This is a genomic window from Burkholderia sp. ABCPW 11 (genome assembly GCF_001523445.1).
Lineage (GTDB): Bacteria > Pseudomonadota > Gammaproteobacteria > Burkholderiales > Burkholderiaceae > Burkholderia.
Window position 1 is genome coordinate 103,970 of sequence record NZ_LOVM01000004.1, and the last position, 26,498, is coordinate 130,467.

Genomic DNA, 26,498 nt, shown 5'->3' on the forward strand with positions numbered 1-26,498 from the left:
TCTCGATGAATCGCGGCCGGCGGGCCGCCGGCCTCAGTCGGCTGCGGCCGGCACGAGCACCTCGCGGCTGCCGTTGATGCCCATCGCCGACACGAGGCCGGCCGCTTCCATCTGCTCGACGAGGCGCGCCGCACGGTTGTAGCCGATGCGCAACTGACGCTGCACCGACGAGATCGACGCGCGCCGCGTGCGCACGACGAACGCGACGGCTTCGTCGTACAGCGGATCGGCTTCCGCGTCCGGCGCATCGCCGAACAGGTCCTGCGTCGCGCCGTCGGTGGCCGGGCCGTCGAGAATCCCTTCCTCGTATTGCGGCTCGCCGAACTGCTTCAGATACTCGACGATCCGGTGCACTTCCTCGTCGGCGACGAACGCGCCGTGCACGCGCTGCGGATAACCGGTGCCCGGCGGCAGGAACAGCATGTCGCCCATCCCGAGCAGCGACTCCGCGCCCATCTGGTCGAGGATCGTGCGCGAATCGATCTTCGACGACACCTGGAACGCGACGCGCGTCGGAATGTTCGCCTTGATGAGGCCGGTGATCACGTCGACCGACGGCCGCTGGGTCGCGAGGATCAGGTGGATGCCGGCCGCGCGCGCCTTCTGCGCGAGGCGGGCGATCAGCTCCTCGATCTTCTTGCCGGCGACCATCATCAGGTCGGCCAGCTCGTCGATCACGACGACGATCAGCGGCAGCTTCGACAGCGGCTCCGGGTCGTCGGGCGTCAGCGAGAACGGGTTGCCGATCTTCTTTTCCTTCGCTTCCGCGTCGCGGATCTTCTGGTTGAAGCCCGCGAGGTTGCGCACGCCGACGGCCGACATCAGCCGGTAACGCTTCTCCATTTCGCCGACGCACCAGTTGAGCGCGTTCGCCGCGAGCTTCATGTCGGTGACGACCGGCGCGAGCAGGTGCGGGATGCCTTCGTAGACCGACAGCTCCAGCATCTTCGGGTCGATCATGATGAGCCGCACGTCTTCCGGCGTCGCCTTGTACAGCAGCGACAGGATCATCGCGTTGATCGCGACCGACTTGCCCGAACCCGTCGTGCCCGCCACGAGCATGTGCGGGGCCTTCGCGAGATCGGTGACGACCGGGTGGCCGGTAATGTCCTTGCCCATCGCGATCGTCAGTTGCGACGGCGAATGCTGGTACGGGCGCGATTCGAGGATCTCCGACAGTCGGATCATCTGGCGCTTCGCGTTCGGCAGTTCGAGGCCCATGCAGGTCTTGCCGGGGATCGTCTCGACGACGCGGATCGACGTGAGGCCGAGGCCGCGCGACAGGTCCTTCATCAGGCCGACGATCTGGCTGCCGCGCACGCCGAGCGCGGGTTCGATCTCGAAGCGCGTGATCACGGGGCCGGCCGATGCGCCGACCACCGTCACCGGCACCTTGAATTCCTGCAGCCGCTGTTCGATCACCTGCGCGGTTTGCGCGAGGTGTTCCTCGGTGATCGTTTCGACGTCGTCGGATGCGGGCTCGAGCAGGTCGAGCGTCGGCAGTTCGACGCTGAACGACGCGGGTGCGTGGAATTCGAACGCGTTCGGGTGCGGCGGGCGGGCGGGGGCGACCGGGGCCGGTTCGGCTGCGTCGATGGCTTCGGCGGCTTCGGTGGCCCGTGCGCCGATCGACGGGGCAGCGGGCAAGGTCGGCGCGCAAACCGCGGCTGCCGGCGTGGGCGAGAGGTTCGCAGCGGGGAGGGGCGCCGCTTGCGGTGTCGCGCTCGGCGTTGCGCCCGCGTCATGCGACATCGACCAACTCGCCGACGACGCGGCCGGGGCGGGCTGTGTCGTCAACGTCTGGGCTGCGACTGCGGCGGGGACGAACGCGATCGACGGAGCCTGCGTCGCAGCGGTCGCACCTATCGACGTCGGCGATCCGGTGGCCGCGGCAGGCGAGCCCGCGATCGAGTGGATCGGCGTGGCGGCGGCCGTGGTCGTCGACGCGATCGTGCTGAAGGACGGCGACGCCGGTGCGGACGCGGTGGGCGACGCGGGCAGGCCGCTTGCCGGCTGCGGAGCGACTGCGCTCGATGAGCCCGATGTCGCGAAAGTCGTGGTACCGGTCGACGGGGTTGCCGTGTCGACCGGAAGCGTCGATGCCGGCGCGGAAGACGGTGCGGCGACGGCCGCGGACGCGAAAGTCGCGGGTGTCGCGGTGACGGGCGCCGGCGTTGTTGGCGCCTGCGCAGTCGAACCGAACGGCGAACCCGATGCGCCGGTCGCCGATGGCGTCACGGCGGGCGCATCGGTCGATGCGGGCGTCGAAGCGCGGGAAAGCGAACCGTAGGGCAGGCCCGTCACACCGGCCGGCGACGCCGACGCGGCGGAAGTAGCGGGTGGTGCCGACGCGGCCGGTTGCGACGGCGACGCGGACGCCGTACCGGTTACGCCGACCGACGAAACTGCGGCGTCGACGGGCGCGATGCTCGACGTGGAGGCGGGTGCGGACGCGTGTGCAGTCGAACCGTCAGCCGTGCCGGTCAGCGGCGACGCAGCGGCGGTCGAAGCCGTCGATGTCGCGGCAAACGGCTGAGCCGCCGGTGATTTCGGCGATTGGGCGGAGACGGTCGACGGGGCCGCGGCGGGCTGTACCGTCGAAGGTGTCCAATACGTGGCGGCGGGCGTCGCGCGTGGAGCGACAGCCGGAAACGACGCGGCAGGTTCCGCCTCGACCGGCTTGGCAGCGTCCGGTGCGGGATGCGATACGGCCGGTGCGGACGTTGCCGCAATCGACGAAGCGGGCAGGGCAGCGAACGAAACGATGCTGTCGGCCGGCGGCTTCACGTCGGCGTGCGCATCGGTAGCCCCTCGATGCAAGTGGACCGGTGCCGCGCGATCGATTGCAGGCGCCGGTCGTGCGTCGTCCTCGTCGTCGACATCGACGGACGCGGTCGGCTTGCCGGCACCGAGGTCGCGAACCGCTGCATTGCCTGCTTGCGCGAACGCCGAATGAGCGGACTCCGATCCCGTGGCGTGCACGGGCGCATCGGCCATCGGGTTTTCGGTCGACACGTCGAGCGCGGAAATCGGCGGGCTGACGACGTCGTCCCAAGGCGCGACGTCGAACGACGGCGCAGCGGCCGCATCGTCCACGCGACGGATTTCGTCGTCCGCGCGATGCGCGAACGCGCGATCATCGATGCCGGTATCCGGCCGCGCGGACGGTGCGGCGTCGTCGAGCGCCCGGGTGGGCGAATCGACACGCGGGGCCTGCGCGATACCGGATTGCGCAGGCATGAAGGCGTCGAGCACGATCGGCGCGCCGTAGTCGCGAGCAGGCGCGGCATCGCGTGCGGCCGGGACATCGGCGTCCTGGGCTGCGATGTCCTGCGCCGCGGGGACGAACGCGTTCGACGCGGCCGCGGATGCCGGCGCGGCCACGCTGCCTGCCGTCGCGGCGACGCCGGCCACGGCGGCGGCAGCGGTCGCCGCGCGCGTTGCATCGGCCGATTGCGCGCCGCCCAGCGATGCCCATTGCGCGGTGCTGGCCTCGATCGAACGCAGCGTGTCGTGAACGCTCGGCGCCGGCGTGATCGGCGCGGCCGGCTTCTCGTTCCATGCATAGAGCGGTGCGCGCGCCGGCGCGGGCGGTGCCGGGCGGCGTCGTGCCGCGTCCGACGGGCCGGCTGCCGCCGTGCCTGCGCCCGGCCGCACCGGCGGACGCTGCGGCGGTGTACCGGCCGGGCGCGGCGTGACCGTCGCGCGCGGCGCCGTCTGCGTCAGCGCGGCTGTGGCCGGTCGCGCGGCGGTCGGACGCGGCCGGACGGGTTCGAATCCGACCGGAAGCGGGGCGGGCGCGGGGCGCGGCACTTGCGCGTTCGCCGCGGCGCGCGCGAGGCTGGCGGTGCTGCCGGTAGTCGGCGGCGGCATCGCACTGGCCGGGATCGGCGCGGGCGGCACCGGCGTGCGCGGCGGGGCGGTCGGCTTCAGCCAGCCCGACGGCGCGACGGGCTCCGCGAGCGGGCGGGGCGGCGTCTTGCTGCGCGGCTTCGGGCGCGCCTGCGGATCGGGTTTCCACACCGTCGGGCGCGAATACCGGCCGTTCTGGCGCGGCGCCATCGAGTTGACGGTGTGCGCGGTGGTCGGCTGCACGACGTCGTCGTCGCGATGCAGCGCGCTGCGCGGCAGGTCGGCGATCCCGCGCGCGTCGTCGTCGCCGCCGTCGCGCGACAGCTTGACGCCGAACGACGTGTCGACCCACGCGGCGAACTGCCGCCAGCCGATGCCGGTCAGCCACGGCAAGCCGGCGAAGAACAGCACGACCATCGCGATCGGCGTGCCGATCGGGCCGAGCACGTGGGCGAAGCCGGCCGAGCACGCATGGCCGAGCGCGTTCGTGTCGGGGCCCGATAGCGGGCTCGTCAGCGTGCAGCTTGCGACGAACACCGCCGCGAAGCCGAGCCACAGGCGGATCGAGCCGCGGCCGGCGAGCCCGCCGCCGCCGGGCAGCATCGCCTGCACGAGACGCCAGAAGAGAAGGAGAAACCAGACGGCGGAGATGCCGAACCAGCCGAAGACAACCGTGTGCATGCTTTGAAACAGGAGTGGGGAGGGGCGCGCAGGGCGCGACCCGCCGAGTTTAACCGGCCGGCGAACAAGACTCTAACGCGGCGTGATTCCGGTTCACGCCGCGCGACGCACGTGGATGGCACGTGCGCGTGGCGCGCCACACGAAGGCGGTCGGTCGGCCTTCGCGCGCGCCGGACATCAGGGGCTCCGCTGCGTGAACGTCAGCGTTGCACCGGCTTGGGTCACGATCTGCAATTGCAGTGGCGCGCGCATCTGCACGCCGGTTTTCTCGATGTGGGCGAGCGCGTCGAGGTACGCGGATTCGAGCTGGCCGCCGAGCGTGTTCGGGCAGGCCATTCGCGTGCCGGCGAGCGGGCCGAAGCTCAGCAGGCCGTTCTTGATCGCGTAGGTGCCCATGTAGCGGTTGCAGCCCGAGAACCCGCTCGCGCGGCGGATGCCCGAGTCGGTCGACAGCGCGAGCTTGATCGGCTCGCCGTTGTCGCCGTGCGGGATCGCGCGTGGCGTGCCGTCGGCGTTCACCCAACTGGTGAGCTCCCAGCTCGTGTCGTCGAGTAGCTGGACGGCGGCCGGATTGTACGGATCGGGCGCGGGGGCGGCGGAATCGGGATGGGTCGGCATCGCACAGGCGGCGAGAAGCGTGGCAAGCGTCAACGCGCAGAGCGGCGCGCGCAACGGGCGAAGCAGGCCGGTGCGTGCGCGTGCGGCCGCGGACAGGTGGGACATGAGCCTCGTTCCTCTTCGGATTCTGATCAAGGCGTAAGAGTAACGCACCCGCCCCGCGGCAGGCGAGCCGACACTTCGCGCGCGAAAACGTTCGCGGCCCGCCCGCGGGCCTCGCGCGACCGGGCGCCGGCGCGGCCAAACCGCCCGAACCGGCCCGGATGCCCGTGTTAACATCGAAGCCGTTTTCGTCCTCCAACAGAACCAGCGGGAAATCACATGCAGATCGGTCAGCGGCTCGGTACGCCGCTTTCACCCTCGGCCACGCGCGTCATGCTGCTCGGCGCCGGCGAACTCGGCAAGGAAGTCATCATCGCGTTGCAGCGTCTCGGCGTCGAAGTCGTCGCGGTCGACCGCTATCGGGACGCGCCGGGCCACCAGGTCGCGCATCGCGCGCACGTGATCGACATGACGGACCCGGCCGCGCTGCGGGCCATCGTCGAAGCCGAACGGCCGCACCTGATCGTCCCCGAAATCGAGGCGATCGCCACCGACGCGCTCGCGGCGATCGAGGCGGCCGGCCTCGCCGAGGTGATCCCGACCGCGCGCGCGACGCAGCTCACGATGAATCGCGAAGGGATCCGCCGGCTCGCGGCCGAGGCGCTCGGCCTGCCGACTTCCCCGTATGCGTTCGCGGATTCGTTCGAGGCTTTCGGCGCGGCCGTCGCGAAGATCGGCATGCCATGCGTCGTGAAGCCCGTGATGTCGTCGTCGGGCAAGGGGCAGTCGGTCGTGAAGACCGATGCCGACGTGAAGCCCGCGTGGGACTACGCGATGGCGGGCGGGCGCGTGAACCACGGCCGCGTGATCGTCGAGGGCTTCGTCGATTTCGACTACGAGATCACGCAGCTGACCGTGCGCGCGATCGACCCGGCGACGTTCGACACGCGCACCTATTTCTGCGAACCGGTCGGCCATGTGCAGGTGGCGGGCGACTATGTCGAATCGTGGCAGCCGCAGCCGATGAGCGCGGCGGCGCTCGAGAAGTCGCGCGAGATCGCGCACAAGGTGACCGAGGCGCTCGGCGGGCGCGGGCTGTTCGGCGTCGAGTTGTTCGTGCGCGGCGACGACGTATGGTTCTCCGAGGTGAGCCCGCGGCCGCACGATACGGGCCTCGTCACGCTCGCCTCGCAGCGCCAGTCGGAATTCGAGCTGCACGCGCGGGCGATTCTCGGCCTGCCGGTCGATCCGGCGCTCGGCACGCCGGCCGCGTCGGCGGTGATCTACGGCGGGCTCGACGAGCGCGGGATCGCGTTCGAAGGCGTGCGCGACGCGCTCGCGGTGCCGGGCGCGGACCTGCGCCTGTTCGGCAAGCCGGAAAGTTTCGCGAAGCGGCGCATGGGCGTCGCGCTGGCGACCGGCGCGACCGTCGACGAAGCCCGCGAACGCGCGAAGCGCGCTGCCGCGGCCGTTCGGCCCGTGTCGGCGCGCTGACGGAACGAGGAGAGGACGATGGCGTCGCGATGGTTGCGTATCGGAAAGCTGGGCGCCGCGCTGGCGCTCGTCGCGAGTCTCGCCGGCTGCGGCGTCGCGGCCGCGCCGTGCCGGGTGGCGTCGGCCGGACTCAAGATCGTGCCGCTCGTCGGCCATCTCGCCGCGGCGCCGACCGATGCGTGCGCGGACGTGATCGATCCCTGATTCTGGCGATCGGCGCGATTTCCCGCCGATCCTGCAAACAATAACCGCGCGTCCCGCACGGGCGCGTTTCCATCGTCTCGTGAGAGGACCTGCATGATTCGCCCAACCCTCGCCGCGCTTGCGCTCGCCGGCACCGCCGTTTCGGTCGCGCATGCCGCGCAACTGACCGTCGAGGAGATCGACGCCGACGCGCGCCAGCAAACCATCTATCAGTGCGCGAACCACAAGCAGCCGGTGCGCGTGTCGTATTGGCTCGCGGGCAACGGCCAGAGCTTCGCGCTCGTGCCGGTGGACGGCAAGCAGATGCTGTTCGTCGATACGGTGTCGGCGTCGGGCGCACGCTACCAGGCCGGCCGCTATACCTGGTGGACGAAGGGCAAGGAAGCGACGCTGCGCGACGAGATCGCCGACCCGCAGTCGCCGCCGCTGCTGGGCGACTGCGTGCAGGTCGAGAAGAAAAAGAAGAAGGGCTGAGCGGTGGACGCGCGCGCAGCGCATATTCGCCTGCGTGACCTGCCGTCGGATTGACGGCAGGGCGCACGGGCGGGCATGCCCGTGTGGGATTTCAGGATCGAGCCCCTAATATGGTTCACTGGCCGATACGGATAGCCCGATCGGCCAATCGCCCGGTCGCGCGGGGCGGACAGGCACGCCGCGCGAACCGCGGTCGCGGCCGTTCGCGGCGTTGTCACGGACAGACGCCCGCACGGTGCTACAATACGACCCTTTCCGCCGGCATTCGCGCCGAACGGAGTCCGCACGGCCTGGCGTCCGGCGTTCGCATCGAACCGGTCCCAAGCACCAGAGCGGCGCCGCGCGGCGCGCCGCGGCTCCGTCTATTTCCGAATTGTGATGAGCGCAGGCCCGGCCGGCCTGACGCACGATGTCCCCGCCGCGCCTTTTGAGCGAAACGCCACCATGTCCGATTCTGTCGCCAAGCCCGTCGACGCAACCTTCGACCAATTCGGCCTTGCCGCCGATATCCTGAAAGCCATTGCGGAGCAGGGCTATACGACGCCGACGCCGATTCAGGCTCAGGCCATTCCGGTCGTGCTCGCCGGCCGCGACGTCATGGGCGCCGCGCAAACGGGCACCGGCAAGACCGCGAGCTTCTCGCTGCCGATCATCCAGCGTCTGCTGCCGCAAGCCAATACGAGCGCGTCTCCGGCGCGCCACCCCGTGCGGGCGCTGATCCTCACGCCGACGCGTGAACTCGCCGACCAGGTTGCCGCGAACGTGCACGCGTATGCGAAGCACACGCCGCTGCGCAGCGCGGTGGTGTTCGGCGGCGTCGACATGAACCCGCAATCGGCCGAACTGCGCCGCGGCGTCGAGATCCTGATCGCGACGCCGGGCCGCCTGCTCGACCACGTGCAGCAAAAGACGGCGAACCTCGGCCAGGTGCAAATCCTCGTGCTCGACGAAGCCGACCGGATGCTCGACATGGGCTTCCTGCCCGATCTGCAGCGCATCCTGAACCTGCTGCCGAAGGAGCGTCAGACGCTGCTGTTCTCGGCCACGTTCTCGGGCGAAATCAAGAAGCTCGCATCGACCTACCTGCGCAACCCGCAGACGATCGAAGTCGCGCGCAGCAATTCGACGAACGCGAACGTCACGCAGATCGTTTACGACGTCGCCGAAGGCGACAAGCAGGCGGCCGTCGTGCAATTGCTGCGCGATCGCGGCCTCAAGCAGGTGATCGTGTTCTGCAACAGCAAGATCGGCGCGAGCCGCCTCGCGCGCAACCTCGAGCGCGACGGCGTGGTCGCGTCGGCGATTCACGGCGACAAGACGCAGATCGAGCGGATGCAGGCGCTCGACGCGTTCAAGCGCGGCGAAATCGAGGCGCTGGTCGCGACCGACGTGGCCGCGCGCGGTCTCGACATCGCCGAACTGCCGGCCGTGATCAATTTCGACCTGCCGTTCAGCGCCGAAGACTACGTGCACCGGATCGGCCGTACCGGTCGTGCGGGGGCGACGGGCGACGCGCTGTCGCTGTGCAGCCCGAACGAGCGCAAGCAACTCGCCGATATCGAGAAGCTGATCAAGCGTCCGCTCGAAGTGCAGACGCTCAAGCTCGACAAGCCGGCGCGCCAGCGTCACGACGAGCGCGGCGGTGAGCGCAGCAGCGAGCGCGGTGGCGAACGGGGCGGCCGGCGCGAGCGCGACGAGCATCGCGGTGCAGCAGGTCGCCGGTCGGGCAGTTCCGAGCGTGGTGGCCATCATCGCCGGCACGAAGCGCCGGTCGACGATTTCTTCCTGAAACCGTACGAGCCGTCGGCGCCGGCGAAGCAGCCGGACGACACGCAGGCCGCGCAGCAGCCCGAGAAGAAAGGGCCGAAGCGTCAGGTCGCCGCGCTGCTCGGCGGGTTCGGAATGCCGCGCAAGCCGTCGGCGTAAGCTGGGCGAAGCGGCAGGGCGGCGCGTGAGCGCTGCCGGACAGGCGGGCACATGCGACGGGCATGTGCCCGTTTTTCATTGGGCGACGCGATCGGGACGGGGCGTGCGTGCGCGGGCGATTGCGTGCCGCGCGGGGGCGGATATTTCGATGCGGTGCCGTAGCGGACGTGGTGCTCAGCCTTCTGTCACGCTTTCATGCGATCCGATTCGCCGCCGACGGATGCAGGAACTCGTCGGCATGGGCCGGTGTCCTGTCGGCGCTTCAACCGGCGCGCGGCCCGAAGCGACGCGCCCACGCATCGGTGGCGGCCGCGTAGAACGCGTCGATCGTATCGCCCGGCAGCTCGCCATCGTTCGACAGTCCGAGATGCGCGGCCGCGGCCCGCAGCGCCGGCAGCGGATCGTTGCGTTGGAGCGCCGTCGCGCCGGTCTGCTTGCTGAGCTTTTCGCCGTTGGCGTCGACGACGACCGGCACGTGCAGGTACGCGGGAGTCGGCACGCCGACGCAGCGCTGCAGATGGATCTGGCGCGCGGTCGAATCGAGCAGGTCGGCGCCGCGCACGACGTGCGTGATGCCGGCGTCGGCATCGTCGATGACGACCGCGAGCTGATACGCCCATTGGCCGTCCGCGCGTTTGAGCACGAAATCGCCGACTTCGGTCGCGAGGTTCTGCGATTGCGTGCGCTGCCAGCGATCGTCGAACGTGATGAGCGCGTCGTCGCCGTCCGGCACGCGCAGCCGCCATGCGCGCGCGGGTTTGCCGTGCAGGCCGGTGCGGCAGGTGCCCGGATACGCAAGCGTCGTGTGGCGTTCGTGGGTGGCGCGCAGCGAATCGGCGATTTCCTTGCGCGTGCAGCCGCATGGATACACGAGCCCGGCCGCGACGAGCCGCTCGAGCGCGGCCGCGTAGGCCGCGTCGCGCGTACTCTGCCAGACGGGCCGCTCGTCGGGCGTCATGCCGAAATGTGCGAGCGTCGCGAGGATGTCGTCGGCCGCGCCGGGCACCGTGCGCGGGCCGTCGAGATCCTCGATGCGCACGAGCCAGGTGCCGCCGTGCGCGCGTGCGTCAAGCCAACTCGCGAGCGCGCCGACCAGCGAGCCGAAGTGCAGCGGGCCGGTGGGCGACGGCGCGAAGCGGCCGCGATAGCCGTGGTTCATCGGCGGGGCGCGATGCGACGCGCGGTTACGCGGCGGCGCTGGCGGCCTGCGCGCAGGCCGGGCACGACTTGCCGGGCACGTAGCTCGGCGATTGTTGCGCTTGCGGTGTGACGACCGCGCGGCACGCGAAGCACGTGACGTTCTCGGTGGGCTGGAGCTGCGGGTTCAGCGCGGTGCGGTAGTCGAACACGAAGCAGTCGCCGTGATAGTGCGCGCCGCCGACTTCCTCGAAGTACTTCAGGATCCCGCCTTCGAGCTGGTACACGTTCTCGATGCCGATTTCCTTCATGTGGATCGCGGCCTTCTCGCAGCGGATGCCGCCGGTGCAGAACGACACGACCGTCTTGCCCTCGAGGTCGGCGCGATGCGCGTCGATCACTTCCGGGAATTCGCTGAACTTGTCGATCCGGTAGTCGAGCGCGTTGTCGAACGTGCCGACGTCGACTTCGAACGCGTTGCGCGTGTCGAGCATCACGACCGGGCGGCCCGTATCGTCGTGACCACGGTCGAGCCACGTCTTCAGCGTGCGGGCGTCGACGAACGGCGCACGGCCGAGTTCCGGCTTGATCGCCGGCTTCTTCATCGTGATGATCTCGCGCTTCAGGCGCACGAGCATGCGGCGGAACGGCTGCGAGTCGGACAGGCTTTCCTTGAACTGCAGCGTCGCGAACTTGCCTTCGAACAGCGGATCGTGGCGGATGTATGCGATGAACGCGTCGGTGGCTTCGCGCGTGCCGGCGATGAACAGGTTGATGCCTTCCGGCGCAAGCAGGATCGTGCCGCGCAGGCCGAGTTCGTTGCAGCGGGCGGTGACGAGCGGGCGCCATTGCTCGTTCGCGTCGAGCGAGACGAAGTGGTAGGCGGCGAGGTTGACGATGGTCATGATGGTCCGACGGGAAAACGGCCGCACGGCGGCCCGCAAAAAAGGGTGCGAAGCCGGGGCGTTGATTCGAAAAACCGTATTATCCCGCAAACGGCGCGGGCATCGGTACCCGGCCGACCGGCCAACCGCGCGACGCGTCGCCGCGTGCATCGGCCGAACGGCCAAAGCGGGCATTTTTTGGGCAGCCTGCGCGGCGAGGCGGCTACAATAGCGCCCATGTCAGATCCTCGCTTCGTCCATCTTCGCGTTCACTCCGAGTTCTCGATCGCCGACGGCATCGTGCGCATTGACGACATCGTCAAGGCAGCCGCCGCGGACGGTCAGGGTGCGCTCGCGCTCACCGATCTCGGCAACGCATTCGGTCTCGTCCGTTTCTACCAGGAAGCCCGTGGCAAGGGCATCAAGCCGATCGCCGGCTGCGACGTCTGGATTGCCAATCCCGACGACCGCGACAAGCCGTCGCGGTTGCTGCTGCTGGTCAAGGACAAGGTCGGTTACCTGAATCTCTGCGAGCTGCTGTCGAAGGCGTGGCTCACGAACCAGTACCGCGGCCGAGCGGAGCTCGACGCGAGCTGGCTCGACGGCGAGCGCGCGCAGGGGCTGCTCGCGCTGTCGGGCGCGCAACAGGGCGATATCGGGCTCGCGCTGGCCGCGGGCAACGAAGACGCCGCGCGCCGCCACGCCGAGCGCTGGGCGCGGGTGTTCCCGGGCGGCTTCTACATCGAGCTGCAGCGTTACGGCCAGCCGGGCGCCGAGGCGTACATCCAGCAGGCCGCGACGCTCGCCGCGTCGCTGAAGCTGCCGGTCGTCGCGACGCACCCGACGCAGTTCATGACCGACGACGATTTCACCGCGCACGAGGCGCGCGTGTGCATCTCGGAAGGCGACATCCTCGCGAACCCGCGGCGCCAGAAGCGTTTCACGACCGACCAGTATTTCCGCACGCAGGACGACATGGTCGCGCTGTTCGCCGACCTGCCGTCGGCGATCGCGAACACGGTCGAGATCGCGAAGCGCTGCAACCTGAAGCTTGAACTCGGCAAGCCGAAACTGCCGCTGTTTCCGACGCCGGACGGCATGTCGCTCGACGACTACCTGGTCCAGTTGTCGAAGGAAGGGCTCGAGACCCGCCTCGCGCAGTTGTATCCGGTCGAAGCCGAGCGCGACGCGCAGCGCGACACGTACTACAAGCGCCTCGAATTCGAGTGCGGGACCATCACGAAGATGGGCTTCCCCGGCTACTTCCTGATCGTCGCGGACTTCATCAACTGGGCGAAGAACAACGGCGTGCCGGTCGGCCCGGGCCGCGGCTCGGGCGCCGGCTCGCTGGTCGCGTACGCGCTCGGCATTACCGACCTCGATCCGCTGCGCTACAACCTGCTGTTCGAGCGCTTCCTGAACCCGGAACGCGTGTCGATGCCCGACTTCGACATCGACTTCTGCCAGCACGGCCGCGATCGCGTGATCCAGTACGTGAAGGAGAAATACGGCGCGGACGCCGTGTCGCAGATCGCCACCTTCGGCACGATGGCCGCGAAGGCGGCCGTGCGCGACATCGGCCGCGTGCTCGACCTCGGCTACATGTTCACCGACGGCGTCGCGAAGCTGATCCCGTTCAAGCCCGGCAAGCACGTGACGATTGCCGACGCGATGAAGGAAGAGCCGCAACTGCAGGAGCGCTACGACAACGAGGACGAAGTCCATCAGCTGCTCGACCTCGCACAGCGCGTCGAGGGCCTCACGCGCAACGTCGGGATGCACGCGGGCGGCGTGCTGATCGCGCCCGGCAAGCTGACCGATTTCTGCCCGCTGTACACGCAGGGCGACGACGGCGGCGTGGTCAGCCAGTACGACAAGGACGACGTCGAAGCCGTCGGTCTCGTGAAGTTCGACTTTCTGGGTCTCACGACGCTGACGATCCTCGACTGGGCCGAGCGCTACATCCGCCGCCTCGATCCGTCGAAGGCCGACTGGTCGCTCGCGCAGGTGCCGCTCGACGATCCGGCCTCGTTCCAGATCCTGAAGAAGGCCAACACGGTCGCGGTGTTCCAGCTGGAAAGCCGCGGGATGCAGGGCATGCTGAAGGATGCGCAGCCCGACCGCTTCGAGGACATCATCGCGCTCGTGTCGCTGTACCGTCCGGGCCCGATGGACCTGATCCCGAGCTTCTGCGCACGCAAGCACGGGCGCGAGAAGGTCGACTATCCGGATCCGCGCGTCGAACCCGTCCTGAAAGAGACCTACGGCATCATGGTCTATCAGGAGCAGGTGATGCAGATGGCGCAGATCATCGGCGGCTACTCGCTCGGCGGTGCGGACTTGCTGCGTCGCGCGATGGGCAAGAAGAAGCCCGAGGAGATGGCCAAGCACCGCGAGATCTTCGCCGAGGGTGCGGCGAAGAACGGCCTCACGCGCGAGAAGTCCGACGAGATCTTCGACTTGATGGAGAAGTTCGCGGGCTACGGCTTCAACAAGTCGCACGCGGCCGCGTATGCGCTGCTCGCGTATTACACCGCGTGGCTGAAGGCGCACCATCCGGCCGAATTCATGGCGGCCAACATGACGCTCGCGATGGACGACACCGACAAGGTGAAGATCCTGTTCGACGACTGCGTCCTGAACAACCTCACCGTGCTGCCGCCGGACATCAACCAGTCGCATTACCGGTTCGAGCCGGTCGCGGAAGCCGACGGCAAGCGCTCGCGCACGATCCGCTACGGTCTCGGCGCGGTAAAGGGCAGCGGCCAGAACGCGATCGAGGAAATCCTGCGTGCACGCGAGGAAAAGGCGTTCACCGACCTGTTCGACTTCTGCGAGCGGATCGACCGGCGCGTCGTCAACCGCCGCACGGTCGAGGCGCTGATTCGCGCCGGCGCGTTCGATTCGCTGAACCCGAACCGTGCGCAGTTGATCGCGTCGGTGCCGCTCGCGATGGAAGCGGCCGACCAGGCCGAAGCGAATGCGATGCAGGCCGGCCTGTTCGACATGGGCGCCGAGTCGCCGCATGCGCATGCGCTCGTCGACGAACCCGCGTGGGACGACAAGCGTCGCCTGCAGGAAGAAAAGGCCGCGCTCGGTTTCTACCTGTCCGGCCACCTGTTCGACGCGTATCGCGACGAAGTGCGCCGCTTCGTGCGGCAGAAGGTCGGCGACCTGAAGGAAGGGCGCGACAAGCTCGTCGCCGGCATCATTGCGTCGCTGCGCACGCAGATGACCCAGCGCGGCAAGATGTTGATCGCGTTGCTCGACGACGGCACGGGCCAGTGCGAGATCACGATCTTCAACGAACAGTTCGAGGCGAACAAGGCGCTGTTCAAGGAGGACGAGCTGCTGATCGTGCAGGGGCAGGCGCGCAACGACGCGTTCACCGGTGGCATTCGCTTCACGGCCGATACCGTGATGGATCTCGAACGCGCGCGCAGCCGCTATGCGCAGGCCGTGCGGCTGACGATGAACGGCAACGCCGACGCGCTCGCGCTGCGCCGCGTGCTCGAGCCGCACGTGTCGAAGGACGATCCGGCCGCGGCGAACGGGCTCGAAGCGCCCGCGCCGCGCGGCGGCGGCCGCGATGGCGGTCGGCGTCCGCAGCCGCCGCTGCCGAACGGGCTCGCAGTCCAGATCCACTACAGCAACGCGCGCGCGCAAGGCGAGATGCGCCTGGGCGACGCGTGGCGCGTGAGGCCGAGCGACGTGCTGCTGGCGGAGCTGCGTGCGGCGTTCGACGGCAGCGTCGTCGAAATCACGTACTGACCGCGCCCGCTTCGGCTCGCGTATAGGCGGCCCGTCGCATCGCCATCGTGCGGTGCGGCGGGCCGTTTTTACGTGCGAGGTAATCGGAGTCTTGGGCTGGCCATCCGGACGCTATACAATCCCGCGCTGACCGTCCGAACGCCGCGCCTGCCGCGGGTTCGCACGGCGAGTGGCGCCGCGCCGGTGGCGCGCGAATAAACAGGGGCGGGTCCATACGGGGTGCGGCAACGCGCGGCAGTGGAGCCTCCGAACGGGATGCCGTGGAACGGCCCGTCGCGACGATAAAAAACGGATTGTCACCACATGACTATGGCCGATGGGAACCCGACGCAGCGGATCCTCGTGATCCGGATTGATTTTCTGGGCGACATGCTGTGCACGACGGCGTTTCTCCGCGCGCTGAAGGCGCGTTGGCCGAGCGCGGAGCTGCATGTGGTCGCGAACCGCTACAACGCGGCCGCGCTGGCCGGAAACCCGAACGTGCACACGGTCCATACCTACGTGTACAGCCGTCAGTGCGAGCGCAACGACCGTCCCGGGCGGATGCGCGCCTTCTTCGACCGGTTGCGACTCGTACGCCGTTTGCGCCGTTTGCGGTTCGACCTCGTGATCGTGCCGAACGGCGGCATGCATCGCAGCAGCATGCAGTTCGCGCGCCAGCTTCGCGCGAAGGATTGCCGCTGGCACGATGCCAGGACCGAATTCGACGATCGCAAGCCCGAGCATGTCGCGCAGCGGCCGATGTGCCATGAAGCGTTGTCGGGCTTCCGGCTCGTGCCCGAACTCGGCTGCGCCGATCTCGACCGTCTCGAGCTGTCGGTGCATCCCGATCGCACGCTGCAGGAGGCGTGGCATCGCCTGCTCGGCGCGCGGACGAAGCCGCGCGTCGGGCTGTTCGTGTCGAACAAGGCGGTCGAGCGCCGCTGGCCCGCCGACCGCTGGCGCGACCTCGGCGAGCGGCTCGCACCGGTCGCCGACGTGATCGTGTTTCGCGATCCGGCCATCGGCCCGGCTGTCGAAGACGAGGTATGGCGCGACGTGAATGCACGGCATGTCGCGCCTGCGTCGATCGCCGAACTGGTGGCGGCCGCGAGCCTGCTCGATATGATCGTCTCGGCCGACAGCGCACCCGTCCACCTTGCGTCGGCGCTCGGCGTACCGGTGGCCGCACTGTTCGAGGACCGTCCCGAGAAATACCTGCGCTGGCATCCGCTGGGCGTGCCGCACGTGATTCTGCGCGCGGGCCCGACCGTCGATGCGATCGGCGTCGATGCGGTCGAGCGCGCGGTGCACCACCTGCTGCCGCAGGCCGGCCATCGCGACGACGCTGCGGCCGACGCGGCGCTTGAGCAGCCGGCCGCCGCCACGGCGGCCGCGATCGTCACGACCGCTTCGTAGCGCCGGGGGCGCATCGCGGCCGCGTACCGCACGACGGCCCCGCTGGCGGGGCCGCATCGCAGCAGCCGGCGCGGCCGGTGCGCGATGCCGCGCCGGCTGCTGCAAAATCCTGTACATTGCCAGCCTTGTTCAGCCAGCCAGACGATCGCCGTGGCCCTGTTTTCTTCCGCCCGTCCGCCCAGAACCATCCTCGTTGCCGCGCCGCGCCGTATCGGCGACGTGCTGCTGACGACGCCGCTCGTCCGATCGCTGAAGGCTCGCTGGCCGGATGCGCAGATCGACATGCTGGTGTTTCGCGGCACCGAGGGCGTGCTCGAGCACAATCCGGACGTGCGGCGCGTGATCGTGGTCGCGCAGCGCGCGGGGTTTGGCGAGCGGCTGCGCGACGCGCTGTCGATGTGGCGCCGCTACGATCTCGCGTGCGCGGCGTTGAGTTCCGACCGGCCGCGTTTCTATAGCTGGTTCGCCGGCCGCAAGCGGGTCGGTCTCGTCGACCCGAACCGCGTCACGTGGCTCACGCGGATGATGCTGAACGGGATCGCGATCAATCACCACGAATCCGCGCATACGGTCGTCAGTACGCTCGCACTCGCGCCGGTGATCGGCATCGAGCCGGTGTCCGAGGTCGTCGCACCCGGCATCGGCGACGATCCCGCGCGGCGCGCGCGGTTCGACGCGTGGCTCGCCGAGTCGCCAGCGATCCGCGCCGGCAAGCCGCTGGTCGTGCTGCATCCGTATCCGATGTTCCGTTACAAGCAATGGCGGCTCGACGGCTGGGTCGAAATGATCGGCTGGCTGCGCGAGCAGGGCTTCGCGGTCGCGTTGTCGGGCGGGCCGGCCGACCGCGAGCGCGAGTATGCGGAGCAGATCGCGAACGAGGCGGGCGGCGACCTGCTGAACCTGGTCGGGCGCCTGACATTCGGCGAGAGCGCGGAGCTCGTGCGGCGCGCACGGCTCTTCATCGGGCCCGACACCGGCGCGACGCACGTCGCGGCCGCGACCGGCACCGACACGATTGCACTGTTCGGGCCGTCCGATCCCGTGCGCTGGGGGCCGTGGCCGCAGCACTGGCCCGCGACCGAGAATCCGTGGTTGCTGCGCGGCTCGGGCCGGCACGGGAACGTGTGGCTGCTGCAAGGGGACGGCGATTGCGTGCCGTGCCGGCACGAAGGCTGCGAGCGTCATGTCGACAGCCGCAGCGACTGCCTCGTCCATCTTGGGGCGCAGCGCGTGAAGGCCGCGGCTGCCGAGATGCTCGGGCTGAATCCGCCGGGCCCGGCCGACGTCGTCGTCGACACGTCGCGACTGCGCCGCGCCGGATCCGACTGACGCACGGCAAACGCGCGTTTTTCTTCGTTGGCAGGGGGCTTCGTTTCGCGGAGAACCACGCGGCTCGCCCGCATCGACCGGGGATGTCCGCTGCCGCCGAACCGGTCGGCGTGGGCAGCGGAACGTATGCAGGCGTGCGTTACACGCTGCGGCGGATCGCCGACGTTTCGCGCGGCAGCGCTTCGCTACGCTCGCCGCAACCGAGCAGGATGCCGGCCAGCAGCACGATCAGGTGCCCTTCGGCGAAATCCAGCAACAGCGAATTCGCGAGACTGCCGATCGCGAAGATCGTGAGCCACGCGAGCAGCAGGTGTCGCGAGCGCGGATCGAGCGCACGGCTGCCGCGCGCGATCTGCACGATCAGGTTGATGAACAGCAGCACGCCGAGCGAGCCGAGCTGCACGGCCATCAGCAGGTATTCGTTGTGCGGGTTCGACGTGAGCTGACCTTCGGCCGCCGTCTTGCCGGCCGTGAGCTTCTCGAATTCGGATTCGAGGCCGCCTGCGCCGTAGCCGAGCACCGGGCGCTGGCGATACAGCTCGAATCCCTTCTTGTACCACTCGAGGCGCAGCCCGGTCGACGTGGCCGCGTCGCTCTGTCGGTATTGCTGCACTTCCGTCACGACCTTCGTCAGCCGGCCGTTGTGAACCGTGCAGGCGGCGACCACGAGCGCGGCGCCGGCGAGGACGAGCATGCCGGCGGCGAGCCCTGCGCGCAACGCAGACTGCCGGCGCAGCAACAGCACGAAACGCACGGCGACGACGAGGATCAGCAACAGCGCGATAACCTGCCCCGTGCGTCCTTGCAGCATCACGAATACGTTGACGAGCGACCACGCAGCGATGCCCGCATACGCGGCGCGGGACAGCATCGTGCGGGCTGCCAGCGCGAGATCGGCTGCCTGGTAGAAGAGCAACGCTCCGAACATGCCGGCGGCGATATGGTTCTTGAACACCCACGCGCGCGACAGCGGCAACTGGGTCGCATGCGCCGGCCCGATCGCGGTCAGCCCGAGGTAGTTGGTCGTCGACAGCAGCAGGATCACGCACAGCGTGGCGAACCAGCAGCGCCGCACGATCGGCGCCCAGTTCGAATGACGGAACGCGAGCACGGCGAACGGCAGCAGCAGCAGCTTGTCGTACTTCGCGACCCAGTTCCACGCCTTGTTATGCGGCGCGACCGTATAAGCGACGCTCACGGCCAGCGCGGCCAGGATCAGCAGCGCTGCCAGCGAAGCCGGGTCGACGACGAACGAGCGCAGGTTGCGCCAGAATTCGGGGGAGATCACGAGCGCGACCGCGAACAGCCCGCAGAACACGTTGGTCAGCGCGGTCGAGACGGGCACCATGCAGAGCGCGGCGACGGCGAATGCACGGGCGGCGGTCAGGCGCCGCGTGGCGGGAGTGGAAAACGAAAGCATCGGAACCTGGCGTATGGACGAATGCGGCGCGCGAGCGGCGTGCACCGCGCCGCGTCGCGCCCCCGGCGAGAGACCCGGGACGAACGGCGCAGTATACGCGAAGCAGGACAGGTTTCCGTGCGGTTTTTGGGGCTCGATCAGCTGAGCGCGCGCTTGATCCGCGAGCGCAGCAGCGCACGCTTCAGGCGGCCTTCCACGGTCGGCGTATCGAGCGCGATTCGGGTGCCGACCGGCTCGCCGCGATGCAGGTAATAGCGATCGAACGTCGCCTGGGTCATGCCCCATTTGTTCAGGAACTGACGGCGGCCGTCGTTCTTGACGATCTTGCCGGTGCTCTTCTGCTGGAAGTGATACACGAGGCTGTCGCCGACGCCGATGAAGATCCGGCAGCCGGCGTCCCAGAATTTCATCGAGAAGTCGTTGTCGCTGCTCATGCCCGGCGACAGCTCGCTGCTGTAGCCGCCGATGCGGTTCCACCAGTCGCGGTGCACGAGCGTCGGCGGCCAGGTCGACCCGAGCCAGTCCGCGCGCGCCAGCTTCGGCGTCGCGGCGACGAGGCCGGCCGCATCGAATTGCTCGGCGTCGCGGCCGAAATCGCTGACGACCACGCACGGGTTGCGCGTGTCGACCGGCTCGATCATCGTGCCGGACAGCATGAACAAGTCGGTCGGCATCCGTTCGATGCGGCGCACGAGCGCCGTGTCCCAGCCCGGGCAGCAGAACATGTCGTCGTTCATGTAGACGACGTAGTCGCGCACGGCGCGCGCGGCGGCCAGGTTGACCGCATGGCAGATGCCGATGTTGGTCGGCGACGCGGTGTGTTCGATCCCTTCGTTGCGCACCCAGTCGAGCGTGCCGTCCGAGCCGTCGTTCACGTGCACGACGATCTGGTGGTCGTACGCGGAATGCCGGCGCAGGCTGCCGACGACGAGCTTGAGGTACGGCAGGTTGTTCCAGGTCGGGATGATGATGGAGAACATGGCGGTCGGATTCGGTGGTCGTCGTGGCGGGCGGCGCGCGGCGCAGCCGTTCGGGCGGGCACGCGCGGTGCGCGCAACCCGGCATTGTAACGCCGGGCCGGCCGCGCGCCGGCGCTCGCCTAGCGGGCCGGTTCGTGGCCGAGCTTCAGGAAGCGGTAATACACGGTTTCCGCGTTGAACACGGCGATCATGAAGCCCGCGCGGCCGTCGAGGAACCCGCGCCGCAGCACGTAGGTGCGCACGAACGCCCAGGCGCCGCGGCCGAGCGCCTTGCCGAAGCCGCCGCGCTGGCCGGCCGCGCGGCGCTGACGCGCGCCGGCCGTCGAATACGCGTCGAGCTTGCGCACGACCGTTTCGAAATCCTCGTACGAGTAGTGCATCAGCTTGCCGGGCAGGCGCTGCGCGGCGGTCTCGAACACGAGGCGTTCGTGCACGAGATCGTCCGAGAACCGCGCGGCGCCGCGCCTGAACAGCCGCGGCACCCAGTCCGGATACCAGCCGCTGTGATGGATCCACTGGCCGCAGAAGCTCGACAGCCGGTCGAGCGCATAGACCTGCGCGGCCGGCGCGCGGATCGCGTCGCGAATCGATTGCGCGAGTTCCGGCGTGACGACTTCGTCGGTATCGAGCGACAGGATCCAGTCGGTACCGAGCGCGTCGAGCGCGCGGTTCTTCTGCGGGCCGAAACCCGGCCAGTCGCGCTCGACGATCACGCGCGCGCCGTGCGCCTGCGCGATCGCGACGGTATCGTCGGTGCTGCCGCCGTCGACGACGACGATCTCGTCGGCGAACGACAGCGCATCGAGACACTGGGCGAGCCGCGCGGATGCGTTGAGGGCGATGAGGGCGACGCCGAGGGAGGGTTCAGCCATGAAATCGTCGGAAAGGCGGAGAAAACGGTGAGCGGCAGTATACCTTCGGGCCGGCCGCGGGCAGCATCGGCGACGGCCGTGCCGGCGAGGGCGGTGCAGCTATAATGTTGAGCCCTTTTCGGCACCCGCCCGACCAGGGCGCACACCCGGGCGGCCGCGCGCCGGGCGCCGCATCGCGGCTCAAGAAGGATTGCCTTGGAAACCCAGAATACTCTTCGCAAACCGATGGACGGCAGCGGCACTTCGCCGGTGACGGTCCTCAAGCGCCTGTGGCCGTACATCCGGCCGCTCATCGGCATCGTCGTGCTCGCCGTGGTGACGATGGGCGTCGTCGCAGCCACCGAAGCCGGTATCCCGGCGCTGCTCAAGCCGCTCCTCGACCACGGCTTCGGCTCGCACGGCAGCGACCGCGCGAAATGGTACGTGCCGATCGCGGTGATCGGCCTCGCGCTCGTGCGCGGCGTATCGCAGTACGCATCGAATTACCTGCTCAACTACGTATCGAACCGCATCCTGCTGCAGCTGCGGCTCGAGATGTTCCGGCGGATGATCCATACCGGCGCGTCGTTCTTCCAGCGCGAAACCGCGAGCACGGTGATCAACGCGATCGTGTTCGAGGTCAACCAGATCCTGTCGGTGCTGACGGGCGTGATGGTCACGCTCGTGCGCGACTCGCTGACGGTGATCTTCCTGCTCGGCTACCTGTTCTACCTGAACTGGCGGCTCACGCTGATCGTCGCGGTGATCCTGCCGGGCATCGGCTGGCTCGTCAGCAAGATCAACCGCCGGCTGCGCCGCCTGAACCGCGAGCACCAGACGCTGACCAACGAACTGTCGTACATCGTCGAGGAGACGGTCGGCGGCTACAAGGTCGTCAAGGTGCACAACGGCGAAGCGTACGAGATGGACCGCTTCACGACGATGAGCAAGCGCCTGCGCGGCTACGCGATGCGCATGACGATCTCGGGCGGCCTCGCGCAGCCGCTCACGCAGTTCCTTGCGTCGATCGCGCTCGCGGTCGTGATCACGATCGCGGTCGTGCAGTCGTCGAACGACCAGACGACGGTCGGCGGTTTCGTCGCGTTCGTCACGTCGATGCTGCTGGTGATCTCGCCGCTCAAGCACCTGATCGACGTCAACCAGCCGCTGCAGCGCGGGATGACGGCCGCCGAGCTGATCTTCGGGCTGATCGACGAGCCGGCCGAGCCGCAGGGCGGCGGCCGGCCGCTGCCGCATGCGCGCGGCGAGATCGAATTCCGCGCGGTGTCGTTCGACTACGGCGCGGCCGAACGGCCGACGCTCGAGCGCATCTCGTTCAAGGTCGCGCCGGGCGAAATGATCGCGCTGGCCGGCCCGTCCGGAAGCGGCAAGACGACGCTCGTGAACCTGCTGCCGCGCTTCTTCGACCCGACGGACGGCACGATCCTGGTCGACGGCGTGCCGGTGTCCGACTACGATCTCCACGCGCTGCGCAGCCAGATGGCGATGGTCAGCCAGGACGTCGTGCTGTTCAACGACACGATCGCCGCGAACGTCGCATACGGGCAGACACCCGACCGCGCGCGCGTGCAGGCCGCGCTCGAGGCCGCGAACCTCGCCGATGCGGTCGCCGCGATGCCCGACGGGCTCGATACGCTGGTCGGCGGCAACGGGATGCGCTTGTCCGGCGGCCAGCGCCAGCGGCTCGCGATTGCGCGAGCGATCTACAAGGACGCGCCGATCCTGATTCTCGACGAAGCGACGTCGGCGCTCGATTCGGAGTCGGAGCGCCACGTGCAGGCCGCGCTCGAGCGGCTGATGGAAGGCCGCACGACGCTGGTGATCGCGCACCGGCTGTCGACGATCGAGCGCGCGGACCGCATCCTCGTGCTCGAGGGCGGCAAGATCGTCGAAGAGGGCAGCCACGACGAGCTGCTGCGCCACGACGGCCTCTACGCGCACCTGCACCGGATCCAGTACCAGCAGCAGGCGGCGTAACGCGCGGTGAGGCGGCCGCGATGCCGTGTGCTAGTCTTCGTCGGGCAGTCCCGGTCGTTTCTTGTTCGACGTGACACCACGGAGGGAAGGACAATGAAGAGGATGCACGGCATGATGCTGGCCGCACTGATCGCGGCAGGTTGCGCTGCTACCGCGGCAATGGCGCAGGACCACGACAATCGCGATGACCGTGGCGGCCACGGGATGCAGCACGGCCGTGGCCCGAAACACGTACCGCCCGGCCACGCGATGCATCGCGAAGACGACGTCCCGCCACGCTGGGCCGACGGGCCGCGCCGCGACTGGCACAAGGGCGACCGGCTGCCGGCCGAGTTCCGCGATCGCCAGTATGTGGTCGACGACTGGCGCGGCTACCATCTGAGTGCGCCGCCGCGCGGCTACCATTGGGTCGGCGTCGGCGGCGACTACCTGCTCGTGCAGATCGGGTCGGGCATCGTGCTGCGGGTCGGTCCGTAACCCGGTCCGTACTCCCGTACCCGTTACGCAGCGGTTCGATACGCAGCGGTCAGTTACGAAGCGGTCCGATCATTCATCCGGCTGCCGGGCGCGTTGCCCGGCGCCGCGTCACTTTGCCGCCGCGCGGCGGAACCAGCGCCGCTCGATTCTCGACATCAGCCAGCACACGCCCAGCGCGCACACCGTGCCGAGCGTCACTTCGCCGAGCCGGATCAGCGGAACGTCCCACAGCGGGCCGTTGCCCGGGAACAGCAGCACGATCGTCGCGGTCACGCCGCCGAGCCGTGCGGCGCTGCCGACGTTCAGGCACCAGCAGCAGACGATCGCGACCGCGACCGTGATCGCATACGCGACGAGGCGATCGCCGCCCAACGCCGCACCGGCGAAGCCGAGGATGCCGCCGACCATCGCGCCGATGAACTGGTCGCGCGACAGCGACATCGTGTCCGAGTAGTTGTGCTGCGTGACGGCGATCGCGGTGATCGCCGCCCACACGGCCTGCTCGGTATGCATCGCGCGGCCGATCGCATACGCGAGGCACGCGCCGCAGACGGCCTGCAGCGCCATCAGCGCACCTTGCGCGAACCGCTCGCCGAATGACAACCCCTTGAACAGATCGAAGATCGACTGCTGGATCTGCTGGCGGGCTTCGTTGAGTGTCCTGATCGTATCCATCGTGCGTCGGCCAAGAAGCGGGTAGCGGCGGCGCGCCGCCGTCAATGCGCCTGTTCGGGCGAGGCGGCCGCCGGTTCGGCGGCCGTCGCGTCGCCGTTCTCGACGCGGGTTTCGGGCATCACGAGCCAGACCAGCAGCACCGCGAGCGCGCCGGCGGCCGCAAGCCCGAAGAAGCTGACCGCGTTGCCGAAGTGATCGGCGACGTAGCCCGCCACGGCCGTGCTGAGCGTCGCGCCAATCCCGGCCGCGAGCCCGAACAGCCCGATACAGAGGTTGTAGCGGCCTTTGCCGCCCGCGACGTCGGCCGCGATCAGCGGCAGCATCACGCCGAACACGGCCGCGCTGATGCCGTCGAGCATCTGCACCGGCACGAGCAGGTACGGGCTGCTGACGCCGGCGAACAGCAGCGCGCGCACCGGCAGCGCGGAGAAGCCGAGCAGCAGGATCGGCCGGCGCCCCCAGCGCTGCGCGGAGCGGCCGACCCACGGCGACAGCATCGCGACGATCGCCTGCGGCACGATGATGCACGCGGCGATCACGAGCTGCACGTTCTCGCCCATCCCGGCCGTGACTTCGCCGGCCGCGAGGTTCAGCATCGCGGCGTTCGACAGGTGGAACAGCACGACGCAGGCCGCGAAGATCAGCATCCGGCGGTCGCGCAGCAGTTCGAGCAGCGTTTCGCGTTCCTCGCCTTCGTCGGCGTCGTCGTGCTTCGACGATTGCGGAATCACCTCGTGCGTCGGCTGGATCATCGCGAGCGCGAACAGCGCGGGCAGCGCCAGCACGGCGGTCAGCCAGAACACCGCGCGCGCGGAGAAATATTCGCCGGTCAGCCCCATCAGGCCCGCCGCGACCGCACTGCCGATCGACGCCCAGCGCGCGTTGCGGCCGAGCCGGTCGCCGAGATCGGCGCGGCCGACGAGCGAGAACGAGATCGCGGCCATTGCCGGCACCAGCATGCAGCTCGCGAAGCCGTGGAACACCTCGGCGGCGATCACCGGCACGATCGTCGGGCTCGACGCGAGCAGGACTGCGGACAGGATGATGGCCGCGATCGCCCACGCGGCCGCGCCTTTCTTGTTCTTCAGCGCGTCGACGGCCGCGCCTCCCGGTACCTGGCTGACCATCGCGCTGATCGTGCCGATCGACAGCACCATGCCGATCTCGCCCTGCGTCCACTTGTGCGACGCGAGATAGGACGCGATGAACGGACCGAACCCGGTTTGAACGTTTGCAACGAAAAAGTTGAGCCAGTCGAGGGAGCGCAGACTGCGAGCGCTGACGGAATGCTTGATCGTCATCGGGTGGCACTCGCAGACGAAGCCGGCGCGGCCGGGGCGACAGGCGGGAAGACGGCGACGATCGGCTTGTCGGCCGCGTACGGCGGCGATGCCTTGATCTGGGCGTCGTTCAGGTCGAGCTGCGGGTGCAGCGCCTTGTCGCGCGTGACGAAGCGCAGCGCGCCCCAGCTCGCGGCGATCGAACGGCGGTCGGTATTGACGAGCCCGCCGAGGTCGAGCACGACGGCCTGGGGCTGGGCGCCGCGGTCGATCAGCACGTCGACGATGCGGCCGATCTTCGTGCCGTTCGGGCGTTCGACATCGCTGTCGAGCATCGGCAGTCGCGTCGCCGGCGACGCCGCGGCCGAGCCCGACAGCGGCGCCGCCTTCGGCCGCGCGGCCGGCGGCAGGTCGCCCGACGGCACGTCGAGCACGATCGGCTCCTGTTTGCCGCCCGGCGTGAAGCGGAACACGTTCCACGGGAAGATGACCTTGCGGTCGCCGATCCCCATGAAGCCCTGCAGGTTGACGATCATCTCGCGCGGCTTGCCGCTCGCGTCGACCACCATGTCGACCGCGCGGCCGACCACCTTGCCGTTGCGGCGCGCGACCTCGCTGTCGAGCAGCGCATGGATCTGGGTGCGGTCGAGCGCGCGCGTCGCGACGAGCGGCGCGGGCGGCGGCGGGGGCGGGGTCGGCGATTCGGGGCGCTGCACGGGCTTCGGCCGCGTCACCTCGCGGTGCGGCTTCTTCGGCGCTTCCGGTTCCTCCGGTTGCGTCGGCGCAGGCACGGGCGGCATCGTCAGCGGCTCGCCGGCGGTCTCCTCGACGGGCTCGACGAGCGCCTCGCTGATCGGCGCGGGCGGATTCTGGACCGGCAGCAGCCCGCAGCCGGACAGCAACGCGGCGACGGCGAGAATCAGGAAGACCGTCGAGGACGGCAACGACTTGCGGGATGCGGGAAACGGGAGTCCGCCGCTCATTGACACTCACTCCATGGGTCGGGG

General features: G+C 69.2%; 19 protein-coding genes. 9 read left to right on the forward strand and 10 right to left on the reverse strand.

What is annotated here, in order from left to right:
• Positions 1–33 precede the first annotated feature (33 nt).
• Both WS61_RS03090 and WS61_RS03095 read right to left on the reverse strand, forming a co-directional pair.
• The gene (locus WS61_RS03090) at positions 34–4,533 is read right to left on the reverse strand and encodes a DNA translocase FtsK (RefSeq protein WP_059499189.1); all 4,500 of its coding nucleotides are present in this window, start codon (positions 4,531–4,533) and stop codon (positions 34–36) included.
• A gap of 177 nt (positions 4,534–4,710) precedes the next feature.
• Positions 4,711–5,256: an META domain-containing protein gene (locus WS61_RS03095; protein WP_059499190.1), complete on the reverse strand. Its 546-nt coding sequence runs from the start codon at positions 5,254–5,256 to the stop codon at positions 4,711–4,713.
• A gap of 216 nt (positions 5,257–5,472) precedes the next feature.
• On the opposite strand from WS61_RS03095, the gene purT reads away from it, so the two are divergent.
• From purT to WS61_RS03115, 4 genes are all read left to right on the forward strand, one after another.
• Positions 5,473–6,687: a formate-dependent phosphoribosylglycinamide formyltransferase gene (gene purT / locus WS61_RS03100; RefSeq protein ID WP_059499191.1), complete on the forward strand. Its 1,215-nt coding sequence runs from the start codon at positions 5,473–5,475 to the stop codon at positions 6,685–6,687.
• Between the two features lie 18 nt (positions 6,688–6,705).
• A complete protein-coding gene (locus WS61_RS03105) occupies positions 6,706–6,891 on the forward strand; it encodes a DUF6726 family protein (protein WP_034208025.1) in 186 nt (61 codons plus the stop codon).
• A 93-nt stretch (positions 6,892–6,984) separates the two neighbouring features.
• Positions 6,985–7,365, forward strand: coding sequence for an MliC family protein (locus WS61_RS03110; RefSeq protein ID WP_059499192.1), 381 nt, complete (start codon positions 6,985–6,987; stop codon positions 7,363–7,365).
• 378 nt (positions 7,366–7,743) lie between these two features.
• The gene (locus WS61_RS03115; RefSeq protein WP_034208023.1) at positions 7,744–9,291 is read left to right on the forward strand and encodes a DEAD/DEAH box helicase; all 1,548 of its coding nucleotides are present in this window, start codon (positions 7,744–7,746) and stop codon (positions 9,289–9,291) included.
• A gap of 262 nt (positions 9,292–9,553) precedes the next feature.
• Here the strand turns inward: WS61_RS03115 and gluQRS are convergent, their stop codons facing one another.
• Positions 9,554–10,450, reverse strand: a complete 897-nt coding sequence (gene gluQRS, locus WS61_RS03120; protein WP_059499193.1) for a tRNA glutamyl-Q(34) synthetase GluQRS — start codon at positions 10,448–10,450, stop codon at positions 9,554–9,556.
• A gap of 25 nt (positions 10,451–10,475) precedes the next feature.
• A complete protein-coding gene (locus WS61_RS03125; protein WP_059499194.1) occupies positions 10,476–11,333 on the reverse strand; it encodes a sulfurtransferase in 858 nt (285 codons plus the stop codon).
• Positions 11,334–11,549: 216 nt separating this feature from the next.
• On the opposite strand from WS61_RS03125, the gene dnaE reads away from it, so the two are divergent.
• The 3 genes from dnaE (at position 11,550) to WS61_RS03140 (ending at position 17,810) form a co-directional block, all read left to right on the forward strand.
• Entirely contained in the window at positions 11,550–15,083 is a 3,534-nt protein-coding gene (gene dnaE, locus WS61_RS03130; RefSeq protein WP_059499195.1) for a DNA polymerase III subunit alpha, read from the forward strand.
• Positions 15,084–15,392: 309 nt separating this feature from the next.
• The gene (locus WS61_RS03135; protein ID WP_059499196.1) at positions 15,393–16,481 is read left to right on the forward strand and encodes a glycosyltransferase family 9 protein; all 1,089 of its coding nucleotides are present in this window, start codon (positions 15,393–15,395) and stop codon (positions 16,479–16,481) included.
• A 150-nt stretch (positions 16,482–16,631) separates the two neighbouring features.
• Positions 16,632–17,810 carry a glycosyltransferase family 9 protein gene (locus tag WS61_RS03140; RefSeq protein ID WP_059499197.1) on the forward strand — a complete coding sequence of 393 codons (1,179 nt, stop codon included), beginning with the start codon at positions 16,632–16,634 and terminating at the stop codon, positions 17,808–17,810.
• A 139-nt stretch (positions 17,811–17,949) separates the two neighbouring features.
• On the opposite strand, the gene WS61_RS03145 is transcribed toward WS61_RS03140, so the two are convergent.
• From WS61_RS03145 to WS61_RS03155, 3 genes are all read right to left on the reverse strand, one after another.
• Positions 17,950–19,230 (reverse strand): O-antigen ligase, encoded by a 1,281-nt coding sequence (locus WS61_RS03145; protein ID WP_059499198.1) that lies wholly within the window; start codon positions 19,228–19,230, stop codon positions 17,950–17,952.
• Positions 19,231–19,367: 137 nt separating this feature from the next.
• A complete protein-coding gene (locus tag WS61_RS03150; RefSeq protein ID WP_059499199.1) occupies positions 19,368–20,210 on the reverse strand; it encodes a glycosyltransferase family 2 protein in 843 nt (280 codons plus the stop codon).
• Positions 20,211–20,329: 119 nt separating this feature from the next.
• Positions 20,330–21,082, reverse strand: coding sequence for a glycosyltransferase family 2 protein (locus tag WS61_RS03155; RefSeq protein WP_059499200.1), 753 nt, complete (start codon positions 21,080–21,082; stop codon positions 20,330–20,332).
• A 225-nt stretch (positions 21,083–21,307) separates the two neighbouring features.
• Here WS61_RS03155 and msbA point away from each other — a divergent pair, with 225 nt between their 5' ends.
• Complete coding sequence (gene msbA / locus WS61_RS03160; protein ID WP_059499201.1) at positions 21,308–23,059, forward strand: lipid A export permease/ATP-binding protein MsbA; 1,752 nt, start codon at positions 21,308–21,310, stop codon at positions 23,057–23,059.
• 93 nt (positions 23,060–23,152) lie between these two features.
• On the forward strand, positions 23,153–23,536 hold the full coding sequence (locus tag WS61_RS03165; protein WP_059499202.1) for an RcnB family protein: 384 nt from the start codon (positions 23,153–23,155) through the stop codon (positions 23,534–23,536).
• Between the two features lie 108 nt (positions 23,537–23,644).
• Here the strand turns inward: WS61_RS03165 and WS61_RS03170 are convergent, their stop codons facing one another.
• From WS61_RS03170 to WS61_RS03180, 3 genes are read right to left on the reverse strand one after another with little or no spacing between them, the layout of a single operon-like run.
• Positions 23,645–24,211, reverse strand: coding sequence for an aromatic acid exporter family protein (locus WS61_RS03170; RefSeq protein ID WP_059499203.1), 567 nt, complete (start codon positions 24,209–24,211; stop codon positions 23,645–23,647).
• Between the two features lie 41 nt (positions 24,212–24,252).
• The gene (locus WS61_RS03175; protein WP_059499204.1) at positions 24,253–25,512 is read right to left on the reverse strand and encodes an MFS transporter; all 1,260 of its coding nucleotides are present in this window, start codon (positions 25,510–25,512) and stop codon (positions 24,253–24,255) included.
• Entirely contained in the window at positions 25,509–26,474 is a 966-nt protein-coding gene (locus tag WS61_RS03180) for a PRC-barrel domain-containing protein (RefSeq protein ID WP_059499205.1), read from the reverse strand. Before WS61_RS03180 ends, WS61_RS03175 begins: the two co-directional genes overlap by 4 nt.
• Between the last annotated feature and the right edge of the window lie 24 nt (positions 26,475–26,498).